Consider the following 15,507-nt stretch of genomic DNA (forward strand, 5'->3'; position numbering starts at 1 on the left):
CTCACTGATACTCAATTTTCAGTGTTGCCAGTGCTGTAAAAAATCCGCCATCAGTATTCGTAAAATTGGCGTCACTATTTTTTATCGGAGCAACTTCTAAGGTTGGCAGCGCTGTATATAACACATTGAAAGGCTGGTTAATAACTTGCTTAGCATTGTTCACATAAAAAGAAAGCCCTAGTTTTGGGTTACTCGTTTTCAATGCGCCATTGCTATTAAATGATGTTCCATCACCGACAAGCGTGAGCTTTATAGCGTTTTTCACTAGGTTTGTGCAGCTGAGTCTCATCGGTACAGTACGCTTGTATTGAACTCCATCGATACGTGGGAGCAATATATCGCCAAAATGTATAGTTTCTTGTTGGTTGTTATTCAAAATACACTCGGGCGGTGTCACCAATAATCGACCTTTTAGTTGGATACCAAGTGTTGATCCTTGGCTTTGGCTAAACAGGCAAAGCATCATGCAGACCGAGAGAAAATAACGGAATAATTTCATTGATATCATCCTATTGGTAATCCAATACCATCGTAAGATTGCCAGTAAAATCACCACCTGATGTTAAATTTACCCCTGTAGGTTTAACGGGGACGGCATATAAAGCAGGGGAATTCCCATAATTAAAATTGAGTGTTGCACCATTACTCAACCGAGTCCCATCACGGTAAATAGCGATACCTAAATTGGCAAGATTCGTCGTTACTGATGATTCGCCATTGATTTTTCTATCAGTCCATCTCAGCGTCATCTTTAATGCATTCTTATATAAGCCATTACATATCAAATTGTAATTGATAGGCGAGCGACCATAAGTGCCATCAATTTTTGCCTGATGTATATCGCCAAAATCTACAGAAGTCGTTGTTGCACCGCCAAGAGTACATTCCGGCTCACCATATACCGTCACACGAATTTGGATATTAGTGGTTAAATTAGCAGCGATAGCTTTGTGAGAAAAGCTTAGTAAAATCATAGTGCCAAAGAGGATTACCCCAGCTAGAACAAGCGTTTTAAAGCATATTGTAAGAAAATAAGCTCCTCTCATATCCATGCTCCTATTCATAACTTACCTGAAATCTAATTAACGCCTGATAAGCCCCAGCATTTAGCTGGGCAGAGGTACGTACTGGTGTCACATAGTAAGTTAATTTATTTTGTCCAGGTGAAACCAGCTGTGGTGTGCTGTACTCGCCTAAGTTAATTGGTGAACGCGTAGCATCACTTAATTGCAGACCAACCCCCTGAACACCGATAACTGCAGCCAAGCTAGGGTCTTGAATATCTATGGGAGCCAAAAAGCGAATCTTCATTGTTGGCATTTGCTGGCTCCACAAAAGATTTCCCTGCATAGTGCGGCTGCGGCTTTCACCGCTTAGACAATCTTCTAAACGTAGTTCAATCGCAACTGGGTTACCTGTTTGCCCTATATGCTGAAGCTGCCCTGTTCCCACAGTCCCCAAATTAACCGTTTGGTATGCTGATGACATTGCTAAACGACAAGCGCTCTCCGTCAAGGCTCCATGAACATATAGCGTGCCACGTGAACCGTCTACATCCCAGCTATCAACTTTATTTAGGGCTGTTCCCGCTGCCACATTGCTGAATAAACTCAGCGCTAAACTTCCTAAGCCCACATAACGGAGCATCCTGCTTGTGTTTGCCATGATATTCTCCTGCTATTTCATCACGCATTTCAAATCAGTCTATTTTTTTTCAGGCACCACATGGCAGTTATTTCCCTGACATGTAAACGACAGTGTTGGACGGCCACCATAATCATTGATATAGGTCAGCACAGGTTTATTGCCTAATGCATCTGCACTGACGTTTAGTGCTTTACTGCTCTTTGGCTCCACCATTACTGGCTCAAAACCGGTGACCGTTTGTCCATTCTTACTTGGTACTGCATCGACAAAAGAAACGTAATATGCAGTTGGATTATTAATCGTATACTGGTTACCTTGGCGCGTAAGAGTCACTTTTTCCTGCCACGGATTATCCATTTGCTCACGTGTTGGAATAATTGATTTCGGTCGATAAAACAATTTGATACGTGTCTGTAATGCCAATTGCAGCGTATTGGGCTTATCACTTTTCGGTGGGATCTCTCGCAAATTAAAGTAATACACTGATTCTCTGTCTTGTGGCAGCGAAGCGGCACTTGGCAGAGCTTGGATTTTTATTTGGCTTTTTGCACCAGGCTCAATACGCTGTACTGGTGGTAATACCGTAAATGGGTCACTTATTTTTTCACCTTTTTCATTCTCCACCCATCCTTGAGCGAGATAAGGTAATTGTTTATTTTCATTGCTAATATTCAAACTGATCGATTTTTCATCTCCCGTAATAATCGCTCGAGTTCTGTCTAATGCAACCGCCGCTTGAGCAGAAGATAGCGTTGCTGAAGTTAATACAACTCCAACCAATGCAAATGCTGCTCTATGGGCATTTTTTTTATTCATCATTTTATTTTTCATCATGTTATTCATCATATTGTTATCTTCTAGGGGTAAGGAAAGCTCACCGTTTTTGCGTACCATCATTTTTATTATTTTTGTAACCAACGACTTGATTTCTTAGGAACTGTTTTTTCAACAGCAGGCACAACGAGTTCTGATGCTTTCGGCATTGCGTCTAATGTACGACTGGCTGATTGCGCCTTTATGGTTGCTGGCGATGCTGCTTTTGTTCCTGGGTTGTGGCACGGTAATAACCAGCTTGACTGCAAATATTCATCTTCTGGCAAGGTATCAGGGAGTGTTATTTCGCACTGCACTTGGTCATCCCAGCGGACTTGCAAGGTATCTTTTGCGTTTAAACCCGTGAGATAGGCATTTCCATCATCACCAACCATACCGACTTGCTGGCCACGACCGTTTAAGATGATTGCTCCGAAAGGCGGTGTGCTATTGTCCGACAGCCTTAACAACGCCATTGCACTGCTTCCAGCGACAACATCAAATTGACGGTAGCCAATCGCTCCTTCGGTCAAAGTGCCTTGCTTTATCGATTGGGAGACTTGCGCTTCATCTGGCAATGCATTCAAATCAACGCTAACCTGATTACGGTAATAGCTATTCACATCACTAATAACTGCCTGTCCAAAGCGGTTAGTACGTACAATAGATCCATAACCACGTAATGGGATATTAGGTACACCATCGGTATCAACAAATATGCGAGTACCACCAATTTGGCTGCTACGATGTAGTACGGCGCCTTTTTCCGTTGCTGTGAAGCCACCTTGCAAAGAGAATCCGGCTGACCGATAACGATCTTGTTGGTAAGTTGCATTCGCATTGAGCTGTGCTAAATCTCCTTGATGGGTGTAATATCCACTCACGAGTGCACCTGAACGCGCCCACCCCGTACTTAGTTGGTAATTATTTCTTTCATCGATAGTGCTGTAGTAATTCACACGCTGTGAGTTATCATTTTTATCCCAGCTACTGTTGTAACTAACAGAACTTTGTTCTCCCCAAGGCACAGTGAGCGAGGCATATACACCATCATCATTACTTTCACGATAACGATTTCGATACGCAGTCAAGTTGAGGCTAAGATTTTTCCATTTACCAATATCGAAATAACGCGCTAATGAAATGCTATAACGGTCATTATCCGGCTGATCCCAATAGGTTTGATGGTAATAGTTGATGAATGCACTAAGCCCTAACTTTGAAAATTGCTGGTTATAAGAAATGGTATACATTTCTTTGCTATTGTATTGACGAGCCCCCGTTTCCTGAGCATCCAAATACTCAGACATACTCATAAAGCCTTGCTCAGAGAATCGATATCCCGCAAATGTCACTTGGCTGTTATAAGTATCAAAACGCTTTGAGTAACTTAAACGGTATGAACTACCGCGGTACGTTTTATTTCCAATATCACTTAAATTAGTTAAATGCGTTCGAGCATGGGTGATATCGAATGATAACGCGCCAAATACCATTAAGTCGCGACCAATCCCAATAGCCGCGGAGGCATAGTTTTCCGCGCCAATTCCACCACCATAGAGTGACCAGCCGTTGTTAACTCCCCAAGAGAATTCACCGCTTGCAAACGTATCGCCGCTCACATGGTGACGCCAATTTGTTGGGCGTCCAGCGGCTAATTTGTAGCGTAGTTGTCCAGGTCGCGTTAAATACGGAACACTTGCAGTATTTACCGTAAAGCTCTGTGTTGAGCCATCTTGTTCTTTAACTTCAACATCGATTTGCCCAGCTAATGCATCGTTCAGGTCTTGGATACGAAATGGACCCGCAGCGACTTGAGTTTGATAAATAATTCGTCCTTGTTGGCTCACGATAACGGTTGCATTGCTTTTTGCTACCCCAGTAATTTCTGGAGCATATCCACGTAGATTAGGCGGTAGCATATTGGTATCTGTAACCAAGCTAAGCCCTGTAAACCTGAAACTATCAAAGATATCAGAGGTTAAATAATCTTCGCCTAAAGTGAGTTTTGCGCCTAATGATTTGATGGCTCGGTAGACATAATAGCGAGTCCAATCTAAGGACGTAGTTGTACTTTGCCCTTGTTGCTTATCAATACGCATTTGCCAGTCTGCACGAACACGCCAAGCTCCCAAGTTAACACCAGCCACACCATTACCGCTGGTACTGTAGTTGGTTTGTTGTCCTGAACGAGTTTGCTGTCCGACTTGGGCATTGAGGTTGTAATCAAACAGTGCACCAGGTAACCCTTCTTCCCAGCGAGCTGGAGGATCCCAATTCTCAGCGGTATATTCGAGGTAGGCTTGCGGCAGACTGATATACATAGCAGAAGTCGCAAGATCTGCTTTAACCTCAGTTCCCGGTAAACTTTCAAGAGATAAACACTGTCCATCGTGCCACCACTTTAATGTTGACATCAATTCAGGCTTGATACCGAACTTTTCAACTAAAGCGGGACTCAGGCAAGGGAGGCTATCATCCGATTCATCTTTAGGTGCATAATAAAAGACAGTTTCTTCCGGCATGCTTTGTTTGTTTAAGAAAACCGTAAAACTGTATTCACCAGGCATGAGGTAACCTGGGCGCGAAAATTGGCTTAAATCAATATTGCTACGATCATTGACGTCTAGCATATCCATATTAAATTTAATATCGGATGCGTGACCACCAAAGCTAATAGCCAATGCGACTAAAAGCCCTAATCTGCAAGGCCGAGTTATCCGTAACACAGGCGTGTGAATGAAATTCAGGGTCATCATCTCGACCTTCTTTTGCGTTCTTTTATCCGTAATGTCACTTCGCTCGTGAAGCTCACCTGTTAAAGGCGATCTTCATTGATGAGAGGAACCGACTATTCATAATCCAGTTTGAAACGTAATTGACTGTGGTATTGACCTGATACTAATGGGCGATTATTTGCCACCAATCGCAGCCGATAGGTGAGATCTTTTGTTCCTGCCGTCAGTAAATTTACGGACATTCCTTGGCCTGGTATGGCAATTTCACCATCCCCCTCACGTTGAATTTGCAATCCAACACCTTGAGCTTGTCCGTTAACACCAAATAACCCCCTATCATGGGAGCCCTCAAATGTTATACGAAAGTATTGCCAATTCGGCTTATCAGGATTTTGGCGTTCAAGAACACAATTCACTAATCGGATAACAAAAGGGCGAGCAGGTCCTTGCCCATCACGGCGAATTTGAGTCAGTGCAATACTTCCCATATCAATAGTTTGATCACGGCTGCCGACATCAATAGCACATGCTGTTTCAATAATGCTTCCATTCATATTCACTGAGCCTTGAGCCTTTGCAGTTGATGCCGCGGTTAACAGGCTTAAACTTAAGATCAATGAAAACATTCCAAAGGTTATCGAATTATTCATTGCTTCCTCTCTTACACTCAATTCAGTCGAAATGAGCCAACAAATGAATTTTGTTGGCTCAGGATGAATTACTCGTAAGATAGAGTGAAATCCGCTACTGAGCTAAAGTCACCGGCAGTGATCGTACTGATATCGCCACCATTACCTTTTAAGTAAGCTGCGAAATTCAGGGTGTTATTACCATTTTGAATTTGTTGGAATGGTGCAGCTGTTCCTAAAGTCACAACATTACCGCTACCATTAGTGATCTGAACACCAGCACCAGCACCAGTACCAACAATACCTAATGTTTTATTTGTATTGTCGAAAGATGCAGCTGCACCACTAAAGGTTAATTGAACGCCTTTAGTCAGTTTAGTGATATCACAGTTTTCTAAAGCGATTTCAAATGGACGCGGAGTTGATTTACCACCATCAACTAATGCCATGTTAGAAATTTGGCCTAATTCAACAGTTTGGTCGCTTGATTTAGGAGAGATTGAGCATGGAGCATCGATAATAGCGCCTTTAAACGTTACTTTACCGTGGCCTTGATCAGCAGCATTTGCTGCAGAAGCTAATCCTAGAGCCATAAAAGTTGCCATTGCAATAGATTTCATTTTCATGAATATAAAGTCCTATGTTTTTGTTAAATAAATTATGAGTGTCAGTTTTCATTGTTCATTGCAGACACTCTATTTGCAATGAACTGGAAAAAGCAAAGCCCGAGGACTTGATTAAAAAATCAAATCCTAAAAAATAAATCGAATTATTAATTAATAGTAAAAAATCAAAAAATATATTTAGTCGTCTGTTAAAAAAACTTGAATCGGTACCTTAAATAACTCTGAAAACTGAGCCAGAAAATCAATATTTATATGGTTTGTTCCTAATTCATAACGAGAAATTTGTTGCTGGCTTACACCAATATATCGCCCTAATTCCTCGGTGGTTAATTTCATCTCTTTTCTATATTTTTTTATTTTTTTTCCAACAATAATATTAAGTTTTTGTGTTTTTGTAATTTTAAACATAATGTCAATCCTATTTTAGATATTGACTAGATAGGGAAAGTAACCCTTCAGATTTAAAATAACACTCCATATTATGGATATAATTTATTGAGCTATTTTGAAATCCAACGCCATCTAATAAATAATTAATATCGACATCAAGCGAGCTAGCAATTTGCTGAATTTGTTCTAAATGCAGCCGAATAACTCCACGCTCAATACGTGACACATGTTGTTGTGAGCATAAAAGTAAATCAGCTAGATCAGAACCACTTAATCCTTTTGCTCGACGGGTTCTAAGTATATTGCTCCCAACAATTTCCTTAGGAGATAAGTTAGATTGCATAAAATTCTCTCCGCGAAATAAATAAGTCACCTATTAACGGTTGTTTAACTATTGTCAAAATGCACCAAATTGACAACAGTAATGCGTATCTAGAATAATATATTCAATATTGATTATTATTTTTAATTTAATTCTTTATTTAATAAATAAACAGTCAAATAATTCAATGTAAGTATTTCAAAACATTACAGTGTGTAAGATCGGAGTGTTATGAGGGGTTTTAAAAAGTGAAAAAATTAATAAATTCAATGATTTTTAATAATGGAGCTCGCTTGATTTTAGTAATACATACATAGCGTTATTTACACGCTACGTATTTGACGAGTATTTTCATTTAACTTAAGATGCACCTAATTCATTACGCTTGTCAATTTGGTGCATTTTGACAACTCTTTTAGTCAGTTTTTGTTCACCATACCCCTCGGAATCTTGCTGGATTACTTGCCGTATATCGTACAGTGTGTTGTATATTCGTATGCCCCAAATAATCCTGAATTAAACGCGTATCTGCACCTTTATCCGCTAATGCATAACCGCACGCATGCCTTAACATATGAGGATGAATACCTAAAGTCAGTTTAGCTAACTCGCCGAGTCGTGAAAATAGTTGATAAAAGCGCTGTCGAGTCATGGCTGTACCTCTTTCGGATAAAAATAGCCACTGATTTTCTTCTCCTTTCCATGTACGCCTTACATTTAACCAAGCTTTAATAAGCGGGATTTCTTCATCAATCAGTGGATGATTCACTGAAAAACCATTCTTTAAGCGATGTACATATAGCTCTTTACTTTCTAAGTTAAGATCAGATAGTTTTAGCGATAAGGCTTCGCTTGCCCTCAAGCCATGTATAAAGCTCATATATATTAAGCAAGAATTACGTTCGGGGTGTCGAGACAAACGGCAAGCAGCTAAAAGTCGAGATATTTCTTGGTGGGTTAAATACTTACGAGTGGACATGAGCGTTTCCAATTTTAGTCAGAAAAAGCCAATCATATCTAAATTACTCAACCTAACACATTAATTTTTTAGATAAATATAATGATTTTATTCTATGAGTGGAATAAAAATTCATTTGCTATCTACTAACTCTGCAATTAAAGCGTAATTAACTAAAATTTATATCTGTAAAGTTATTGTTAGTTTGTTTATGGATGTGAGGGAAAAAGCTACTCAAAAAATAATGCAAACTAATTTATAAAAGCTGTTATTTTTTGATTTTTCCTTGTTAATCAATTAACTAGTTTATGGTTTTTTTTTAATTTTAGCTTAAGAATTTTATTGTAATTATATAGTGGAAGTTCTAGTACTAAGTTATACCGACATAACCATATCAACTTATACCCTATTTCTGAATAACTAAATTGATGAGATAAGCTAATTAACTTGCTTAGTGAAGAGCAATTATTTTAAGTGAATATACTTGTTGGGGTGTACGGTTTTTTGCCTTGGGTGGTAATGTAATAGGAGGAATCAACGCGGACGCGAATGTTGATATCAACTTCCTGCGATAAAGGATCAGGAAGTTTATTCTATACACTAAGTGATATAGACATACGAGAAGCTCTGGTGGCTAGCTTGCCTTATTAAATAAATGGATGTAAGTGATTATAAAGTGAAGATTTTTTTGAAGTAAGGAATAGCGAATTTCTTGACTCACCAATATCTTATTCATCGTAATAAATGGCTTTAGATGCAGATGCCACAAAAGCTCTCACTCTCGTTTGAATAGAAGCATATAAGTATATACGAATCTTTTAAAGCATACTCAATGGTGTTAGGTGCGGTTTAGGAGGAGTGGAGAGCCAAGGATGGAGTGAGAAAAATGAGCGGTAGCTAACCGGTAGTGTCTGAGGATATGAGGTTATCTTGACTCATCAATGCGTGCTTGTAGCCATTGTACGATTTCGCTCTTTAACCAGCGTGACATACGACCAAACTTGATGGGTTTTGGGAACTCACCCTCTTGAATGAGCTTATAGAACCACTTATCCGTTAACCCTGTTAGTGCTGTGATAAACTTCATGTCAATGAATTGGTCATCAAGTAATGCAACATCTTCAGTTAATATACTCATGGTAAAACTCCTGTTTTTAACGTGGGTAAAAAGCAGGAGCGATATCGAAAAGGTTGATGTAGATATCACTCCACATCATTAACCGGACGTGTAAAAAATAACTTGGCTGTTAACTACCGACGTTTTCTGGGCTTGATTTCTCCTCGCCAAAAGGTACGTTTGAATTCCGGCACGACCAGACGAACCCATGCATCGGTTTTGCATAAATACCTGACCGCATTGAGCAACCCTTTCTTCAGATAAGCATTACCTCGGGGTAATAACCCAATCCCCAGTTCACGATATTTTTCTTTTTGGTAATTGCAGTTAAAATACAAGCCAGCCCAGTCTGTAATACGCTCTTGCCAGAGTTCACCAATCCATTTACCCAGCGTGATGTCTTGCCTCACTTTTTGTCCATCAAAGAAAAACAAGGCGTGGTAATGAAATCCTTTTTCCATACCGAATTCCAATTTCAAGATATACCCGATGCACCATGAAAAGAGTGGGTGGCTATTAATGGCTTTGTACAGGGCTTGACGGTGCTGACGGAGGTGGTGAGCTTTGACTTTGTAGTTAACCCCACTTCGATAAGATAAGTCGATTCGTACAACCAGCAGTTTGGAATAGCATTCATACAACGAGTCAATGTACTTTTTAGCCCGTCTGTAATTCTTCTGAGCGCCTTGTTCAAAGTGACGGACTTGCTTTTTGTAGTCCGGGCTCTTTAACGTGCTTTGGAACTCACGGAAGGCCTCGTTAAGCCACTGAACGTGTTCAGGGGCATCCACCATCGAGTATTTATCACCGTCTATGAGTGCCTTGCTTAGACGGTATTTTTTAACCAGAGAAAGCAACAGTACTAGGGTGGGATGTAAGTGCTGTATTCGAGATGTTTTCATTGATTGAATGTAAGCCGTGAACTTGAGTGTGTCTAAAAATAGCTCACCTTTGGGGGACTCAGAGATCAGTTTCAAACGTGGGTTATCTGGGGATAAGGGAATACCCTTATATAAATCTGACTGATGATTTAATCGCTTTGAGAGGCGATTAATATTGCCCATGAGTAAAGAAACCAACTCACGCATTGCGTGATCCTGAGTGAGTGTTAAACGGTCATTTTCAAAAGTGGTTGAGAGAGCAACTTGATTTAGGTGAAGTGCATGATGGGTCATTTTGGTTACCTGTGATCGAGTAAAAGTTCGTATCATCAGGCGAGGAATTTTTTTTTAATTTTTCTACCGGCCGCAATATAAAGAACGCTAGTTTTTACCTAAATCAGTAGGGAGTTACATTATTTATGCTTAATATCCTTTGAGTGATATTAAGCGAGACTTTACTAGTTATCATCCTTCTGTCGTCAGCATAGAGATGAACTGTTCAAGATAAACAAGAGGTATCTCGATTAACTTACTAATAATAAACAATCCTAGAGGCTGAACTCGAACACCCTTGCTTATTAGATGGTCATGCTTGAAATTATCAGGTTATTTTTTGATTTTAAACTCATTACAGATGCTTTAAGTTAGTACTTTTTATTTCAACTTATTGAAAGTAATTATTTATAATTAAATCATCTATACGTATATACAACACAAAGTATGACATAAAAACAACGTAAATTGTGACATAATAGAGACTAATTAAAGACAAAATAAACTACACTATTACTACGTAGTTCTTATGGGAGAATTTATGTCTAAGCAGGATAAATATTTAAAAGTAAGTAATGACAGAGAACGGTATTTTTATAGTTCTTACATTTCAAAAATGTTAAACCTTCCATTGATGAAGACTCGTCTACAAAGTGAAAAAGAGCTTAATCAAGCCATAAAAAATAAGCTGGAAGATACGGCAGAGCGTATGCGGTTCATTCGTGAGGCGAGGGATGCATTTAGTTGTAAAGTTATACAAAATGAAGAATTTGATTGGATTAAATCCAATCAGCGATGTACATTTTTTATTCTCTATTACATCAATCATTATTTAACGAACAAAAAGATTTTTGCTATTAGTAACCATCTATATCGAGGCATTCATCAATCATCTGCATATGAACGTGTCGATTACCCAACTCCATTGGATGAGTACGAGTATCGCAAGCAAGGCTTACCTCAAGCGCCTAATAATGCAAAGGATGCATTAAATAATATTATGTGTTTTTTTGATTTACTGGATTCTTCAATGGAAAAGAAAATTGAAGTTCTTGCGTATTTGAAACAGGAATGGATGTCAATTAAGGATGCAAACTACTTGTCATGGCTTGATGAAGGTAATGCAATCCAAATGAAATGGGCAAAAAATTATATTGCAAGGTCACGTTTATTTTCTCGATTCCCTCGTTCAGAAGCTTATACATTTGCAAGTGAACGAGTGCAGTTAATGGGGTATTTTGATGTTAGCTTAGATATATCACCAGACTCAAAAGAGCTATTGATGATTAAAATGAAAAAAGCGTGGTCACAAGAAAACTATCGAAATCAAATTGTAGAAAAGAAAGTGTTGAACACGTATTTAGATAAAGGTGTGAAAGATAAGTTATCGAGGCTAGCTAAACGTCACCGAATGAAAATTAACGAGTATTTGACATATCTAATTGAAAAAGAAGATGAATAAATTAAAATCATCATGATTCAGTATTTTTTCATATATATATTATTTTAGGGATAATGAGTCTGACTATTTAATTTATATATCAACAAGTTAGATTAAGTTCGTGACACACCCTGTCATTTTCTCTCCTTTTTATACCAAAAAAAAGTCAAATAGCCGGACATAACCTGTCCGGTGAGGTTGTTATCGTGGTGTCCTCTTTTTCAAACTCGAGAATAACATTGATGACAACTTACCGATTAGATACCGATTTAGCGTTTTTACGTGAATGCAGCAATGAAGAGCTGGACTTGCTGGTGTCTGTGCTCATCCATGACAGTAAAGATGGACAAAAGCGCTGGACTGAAACCTTAACCAGCTCGCCTGAATATCAACTGTATCATCCTGAGCACCAGCAATACTGGATGTCAATTGCGGCGGAGCTACAAGCCTTTGGGGCCAACAGCTTGATGAGTCTCGTTCGAGGTAATAAAGGCGTGTTATATCGTGAAATATTACAAGATGTCTGTGACCACCTCGACGTCAATTATCCGAAGGTCGGAAATACTGAAACCTTAGAGTTAAATCTGTTATTGAAAGTATTAGAAAAAAGCTTAAATGCGCTGACGACAGAAGAGCTACAAGCCTTCTCTCGTGATATGCAACTTAATCTCACCAATCCCACTCCCCAACTGATTTTGATTGCTGTTCAAGCGGCTATCCGTACCTCAGGCATTGCTGCACTGGAAGTGGCCACACTCTCAGCCATTGGCGTGATTAATGCACTCGGTGGGGTAGCCACCCTCGGTACACTCTTTGCCGCACACCGAGCACTTTCCTTGATTGCAGGGCCGCTTGGTCTTGCTGTTAGTTCAGCATGGCTTGTCGCTGACTTAGCGGGACCCGCTTATCGTGTCACTGTCCCCGCCTGCATCATTGTGGCGTACTTACGACAAAAAGCCTTATCGCAATAAGGTTCACCACTCCCACTCTATCCGCTTGCCGGAGCTATTTTAATAAGGACAACATCATGTCGACATCTGCGTCTCGCCATGACCGGCTTGCGTCTCGGTTGGCGTTTATTATCAGTCAATTATTTCGAGGAGAAACTGTTTATTTATCAGCACTTTCAGAGGAGCTCAATGTTTCAACTCGCACCCTACGGCGTGATTTTAATGAGCGCCTTCAGTATCTGGATTTGGAATATCACCAAGGTGGTTATCGATTAGCGGCGTCACAGCGCCCCTTTCGTACCGATAAGGACATACTGCGCTTTGCGGCCATTACGCATGTCACCTCACTGTTTCCCGCCTTAGACAGGAAGCTGCTGACGGTTTTGCTCGACCCGACGATTGATTCACCATTTATTGTCTACCATACGCCACCAGAGCAGCGTCCCTCGCTATTCGGGGGCTTTTATGTCCTCACGCAAGCCATTGTGAAACGGCGTTTACTGCAATTTGCCCACCAAGGAAAAAACATCACGAACGTCGCCCCGTATAAGTTGATTTATTACCACGGTCATTGGTATCTCGTCGCCGATATCGCACAGCACATTCACGTGTTTGATGTGATGGCCCTGCAAGATGTGGTCATGACTGCGCGGGGCTTTCGTTATCGTGAACCCCTTAATCAACGGTTATGTGAAGAGGCGTTTATTCAAGCTTTGCCCCATTACCAATATATCCAATCACTCGTTAAATTATAAGGTATTAAGATGAAAGCTATTTTTTATACTGTTTGCATCAGCAGCGCACTATTGCTGGGATGTGATGATGCAATATCAACCCCCTCTAAGGCTGTTTCCCAAGATATTTTGCATGTTCAAGGATTGATTTATGATTACGACCGCAGTGTCACCCTCGGCGGTGTACTCAATCACCGTAAAGATTGTGTTTCGTCAACATGGGAAACCTTAACGGATGAACAAGAAAGACCCTTGGTGGTCTATAAGTGTCAGTTAGCTGAAGGGGTATTACAAACCGTCATTAACCGCAATTTAACTAACTGGTATCAAAATACAATCAAAAACATGGAAGGAGTAAAATCACGATTAGCTAATGCTGAACCTCTTACCTTAGCAAGTCAGGTGACTATACCTGACTTAAGTTCTGTTTTGCATATAGTCACCTCTATCACCCAGCAAGAGTTCGATTGGTCATTATTACGGCAACATATTAAACAGAATTATTTTGTCGCTTACGAATTTGAATTTATACCAAACTATCAACCGTCTGAAGAAGAAAAACAACAACTCGCACACTGGAATAGTCTGATAGATCCGCTGGACGCTTTTCGCTATGAGGCAGATGACGTCAGTAAAATTCTGCTTTCGTGGTTAAATCAAGAGTCAAATGCGAAACAACAACTCACACAGTTAGAAACCCGGCTACGACAAAGCATGGTTAAACGTCAGAAACAGATTGAAGAAGTAATGGCCCCATTTAAAGCACAGCAAAATGTTGGGATACAAGAAACGGAGAAGTATATTCATGAGTTAAAACAAGCTCAGACAAACTCGTCAGATTGGGCACTGACTCAAATCTTTATTTGGAGTCTCGTTAATCCTGAAAAACCCGTATTAACTCATGCGCTATTTAGTCTCGAAGACTCAAGAGGAAGAGAAGACTTCACGCCGTGGATAATCAAGGTTATGGGCCAATCAGCCCGTACGGATGCATTAGCTTGGATATATCAAGATAAAATGAACTCAAAAGATTATATTAACAACCTAGCAAAAGCGCTCTTTTTCTACCAAATACAATCCATTACAAAACCCGAGTTTTCTCGCTATCGTTACTAATCGACTCATCGTGAAAATTTACCGGATTTTTCACGGTCTCTTTTGCGCTTACACTCTGTAGGCACATTCATTAAGGTGAATTTATGTCTATCTTTAAACTTATCGCGACCTCAGTAAGCGTTGTGACACTAGTGTCTATCACCTACTACGCCCAGAAGACGGTCAATGAGCAACTTACGCTTGAAGGCGAGTATTCTGGAGCAGAAATTCAAGCCGCTCGACTTGGCGCAACACTAGCGTGTACCTCGTTATTAGGTGGCGCCATTGAACGACTGCTCAACGGACTATTTAGCGACCACTAAAACTCAATTATTTCAATGTAATAACAGCATAACGGCAGGCCAACTGGTCTGCCTTTTTTATTTCGTCATATCCACAAAAGGGCTTTCTTATGATACTTGAACCCATCATCGCAACACACGTTTCCAACCACCAGCGCATGCATTTTTGGCAAACCCACTTTGGCACTGTTGAAGGCTTCGCCACGTTTGAAGTTGTTATCTTTACCATCATGGGGCAGTTTTGTGATGAATATGCAGGCGGTTATTGGGAATACTGCACCTTACCCAATGGCGGTGCGTTTATTTATCCGGATTTGAGCCCCGAAAAATTAACACTGTTCAATATGCACAATATGCACAATATACACAATGGCAATGAAGCAGTACTGAGCCCAGAAGCGGCAGGTGTCGCTGTCTGCTTGATGTTGTATAGCCAGTGGTCATTTAGAACCGAAAGTGAACTACTAGTTGAGCGTTTCTACCAACTTCGTGACTACGCCATTCAACATCCCGAAAGTTCAGCTATTTTCCATCTAATCGATTAACTACCCCCTTACTTCATTCTTTAAGTTTTACCTATCTACTTTATTT

General features: G+C 40.1%; 18 protein-coding genes. 6 read left to right on the top strand and 12 right to left on the bottom strand.

Going from position 1 to position 15,507, the window contains the following annotated elements; genetic code table 11:
* Window position 1 precedes the first annotated feature (1 nt).
* The 12 genes from M998_RS11175 to M998_RS11230 all read right to left on the bottom strand — a co-directional run bounded on the left by M998_RS11175 (window position 2) and on the right by M998_RS11230 (window position 10,415).
* A complete protein-coding gene (locus tag M998_RS11175) occupies window positions 2-499 on the bottom strand; it encodes a fimbrial protein (RefSeq protein WP_232007523.1) in 498 nt (165 codons plus the stop codon).
* 10 nt (window positions 500-509) lie between these two features.
* Window positions 510-1,046, bottom strand: a complete 537-nt coding sequence (locus M998_RS11180) for a fimbrial protein (RefSeq protein ID WP_231906687.1) — start codon at window positions 1,044-1,046, stop codon at window positions 510-512.
* Window positions 1,047-1,056: 10 nt separating this feature from the next.
* On the bottom strand, window positions 1,057-1,665 hold the full coding sequence (locus M998_RS11185) for a fimbrial protein (protein WP_068908885.1): 609 nt from the start codon (window positions 1,663-1,665) through the stop codon (window positions 1,057-1,059).
* A gap of 39 nt (window positions 1,666-1,704) precedes the next feature.
* A complete protein-coding gene (locus M998_RS11190) occupies window positions 1,705-2,493 on the bottom strand; it encodes a fimbria/pilus periplasmic chaperone (protein WP_068439047.1) in 789 nt (262 codons plus the stop codon).
* Window positions 2,494-2,549: 56 nt separating this feature from the next.
* A complete protein-coding gene (locus tag M998_RS11195) occupies window positions 2,550-5,219 on the bottom strand; it encodes an outer membrane usher protein (protein WP_068438929.1) in 2,670 nt (889 codons plus the stop codon).
* Window positions 5,220-5,311: 92 nt separating this feature from the next.
* A complete protein-coding gene (locus tag M998_RS11200) occupies window positions 5,312-5,848 on the bottom strand; it encodes a fimbrial protein (protein ID WP_068438928.1) in 537 nt (178 codons plus the stop codon).
* Between the two features lie 68 nt (window positions 5,849-5,916).
* The gene (locus tag M998_RS11205) at window positions 5,917-6,453 is read right to left on the bottom strand and encodes a fimbrial protein (RefSeq protein WP_068438926.1); all 537 of its coding nucleotides are present in this window, start codon (window positions 6,451-6,453) and stop codon (window positions 5,917-5,919) included.
* 177 nt (window positions 6,454-6,630) lie between these two features.
* The gene (locus M998_RS11210; protein ID WP_068908887.1) at window positions 6,631-6,861 is read right to left on the bottom strand and encodes a helix-turn-helix domain-containing protein; all 231 of its coding nucleotides are present in this window, start codon (window positions 6,859-6,861) and stop codon (window positions 6,631-6,633) included.
* A gap of 10 nt (window positions 6,862-6,871) precedes the next feature.
* Window positions 6,872-7,186, bottom strand: coding sequence for a helix-turn-helix domain-containing protein (locus tag M998_RS11215; RefSeq protein WP_068438922.1), 315 nt, complete (start codon window positions 7,184-7,186; stop codon window positions 6,872-6,874).
* A gap of 409 nt (window positions 7,187-7,595) precedes the next feature.
* The gene (locus tag M998_RS11220; protein WP_073889934.1) at window positions 7,596-8,144 is read right to left on the bottom strand and encodes a tyrosine-type DNA invertase; all 549 of its coding nucleotides are present in this window, start codon (window positions 8,142-8,144) and stop codon (window positions 7,596-7,598) included.
* Window positions 8,145-9,048: 904 nt separating this feature from the next.
* Window positions 9,049-9,261, bottom strand: coding sequence for a helix-turn-helix transcriptional regulator (locus M998_RS11225; protein ID WP_197467536.1), 213 nt, complete (start codon window positions 9,259-9,261; stop codon window positions 9,049-9,051).
* A gap of 113 nt (window positions 9,262-9,374) precedes the next feature.
* Complete coding sequence (locus M998_RS11230) at window positions 9,375-10,415, bottom strand: YagK/YfjJ domain-containing protein (protein ID WP_068908889.1); 1,041 nt, start codon at window positions 10,413-10,415, stop codon at window positions 9,375-9,377.
* Window positions 10,416-10,935: 520 nt separating this feature from the next.
* Here M998_RS11230 and M998_RS11235 point away from each other — a divergent pair.
* The 6 genes from M998_RS11235 (at window position 10,936) to M998_RS11260 (ending at window position 15,461) form a co-directional block, all read left to right on the top strand.
* Window positions 10,936-11,856 (top strand): hypothetical protein, encoded by a 921-nt coding sequence (locus tag M998_RS11235; RefSeq protein WP_068438919.1) that lies wholly within the window; start codon window positions 10,936-10,938, stop codon window positions 11,854-11,856.
* A 221-nt stretch (window positions 11,857-12,077) separates the two neighbouring features.
* A complete protein-coding gene (locus tag M998_RS11240; protein ID WP_068908891.1) occupies window positions 12,078-12,806 on the top strand; it encodes a DUF3944 domain-containing protein in 729 nt (242 codons plus the stop codon).
* 56 nt (window positions 12,807-12,862) lie between these two features.
* Window positions 12,863-13,540, top strand: coding sequence for a helix-turn-helix transcriptional regulator (locus M998_RS11245; RefSeq protein WP_068438913.1), 678 nt, complete (start codon window positions 12,863-12,865; stop codon window positions 13,538-13,540).
* Between the two features lie 9 nt (window positions 13,541-13,549).
* A complete protein-coding gene (locus M998_RS11250) occupies window positions 13,550-14,635 on the top strand; it encodes a hypothetical protein (RefSeq protein ID WP_068908893.1) in 1,086 nt (361 codons plus the stop codon).
* Between the two features lie 83 nt (window positions 14,636-14,718).
* Window positions 14,719-14,937 carry a hypothetical protein gene (locus M998_RS11255; protein ID WP_068438909.1) on the top strand — a complete coding sequence of 73 codons (219 nt, stop codon included), beginning with the start codon at window positions 14,719-14,721 and terminating at the stop codon, window positions 14,935-14,937.
* Window positions 14,938-15,026: 89 nt separating this feature from the next.
* Window positions 15,027-15,461: an antirestriction protein gene (locus M998_RS11260; protein WP_068908895.1), complete on the top strand. Its 435-nt coding sequence runs from the start codon at window positions 15,027-15,029 to the stop codon at window positions 15,459-15,461.
* Window positions 15,462-15,507 lie beyond the last annotated feature (46 nt).

This window comes from Providencia heimbachae ATCC 35613 (genome assembly GCF_001655055.1).
GTDB classification, from domain to species: domain Bacteria; phylum Pseudomonadota; class Gammaproteobacteria; order Enterobacterales; family Enterobacteriaceae; genus Providencia; species Providencia heimbachae.

Coding starts and splice junctions, on each gene's coding strand:
- M998_RS11175 (WP_232007523.1), bottom strand. CDS start 499: ATGAAATTATTCCGTTATTTTCTCTCGGTCTGCATGATGCTTTGCCTG.
- M998_RS11180 (WP_231906687.1), bottom strand. CDS start 1,046: ATGAGAGGAGCTTATTTTCTTACAATATGCTTTAAAACGCTTGTTCTA.
- M998_RS11185 (WP_068908885.1), bottom strand. CDS start 1,665: ATGGCAAACACAAGCAGGATGCTCCGTTATGTGGGCTTAGGAAGTTTA.
- M998_RS11190 (WP_068439047.1), bottom strand. CDS start 2,493: ATGATGAATAACATGATGAAAAATAAAATGATGAATAAAAAAAATGCC.
- M998_RS11195 (WP_068438929.1), bottom strand. CDS start 5,219: ATGATGACCCTGAATTTCATTCACACGCCTGTGTTACGGATAACTCGG.
- M998_RS11200 (WP_068438928.1), bottom strand. CDS start 5,848: ATGAATAATTCGATAACCTTTGGAATGTTTTCATTGATCTTAAGTTTA.
- M998_RS11205 (WP_068438926.1), bottom strand. CDS start 6,453: ATGAAAATGAAATCTATTGCAATGGCAACTTTTATGGCTCTAGGATTA.
- M998_RS11210 (WP_068908887.1), bottom strand. CDS start 6,861: ATGTTTAAAATTACAAAAACACAAAAACTTAATATTATTGTTGGAAAA.
- M998_RS11215 (WP_068438922.1), bottom strand. CDS start 7,186: ATGCAATCTAACTTATCTCCTAAGGAAATTGTTGGGAGCAATATACTT.
- M998_RS11220 (WP_073889934.1), bottom strand. CDS start 8,144: ATGTCCACTCGTAAGTATTTAACCCACCAAGAAATATCTCGACTTTTA.
- M998_RS11225 (WP_197467536.1), bottom strand. CDS start 9,261: ATGAGTATATTAACTGAAGATGTTGCATTACTTGATGACCAATTCATT.
- M998_RS11230 (WP_068908889.1), bottom strand. CDS start 10,415: ATGACCCATCATGCACTTCACCTAAATCAAGTTGCTCTCTCAACCACT.
- M998_RS11235 (WP_068438919.1), top strand. CDS start 10,936: ATGTCTAAGCAGGATAAATATTTAAAAGTAAGTAATGACAGAGAACGG.
- M998_RS11240 (WP_068908891.1), top strand. CDS start 12,078: ATGACAACTTACCGATTAGATACCGATTTAGCGTTTTTACGTGAATGC.
- M998_RS11245 (WP_068438913.1), top strand. CDS start 12,863: ATGTCGACATCTGCGTCTCGCCATGACCGGCTTGCGTCTCGGTTGGCG.
- M998_RS11250 (WP_068908893.1), top strand. CDS start 13,550: ATGAAAGCTATTTTTTATACTGTTTGCATCAGCAGCGCACTATTGCTG.
- M998_RS11255 (WP_068438909.1), top strand. CDS start 14,719: ATGTCTATCTTTAAACTTATCGCGACCTCAGTAAGCGTTGTGACACTA.
- M998_RS11260 (WP_068908895.1), top strand. CDS start 15,027: ATGATACTTGAACCCATCATCGCAACACACGTTTCCAACCACCAGCGC.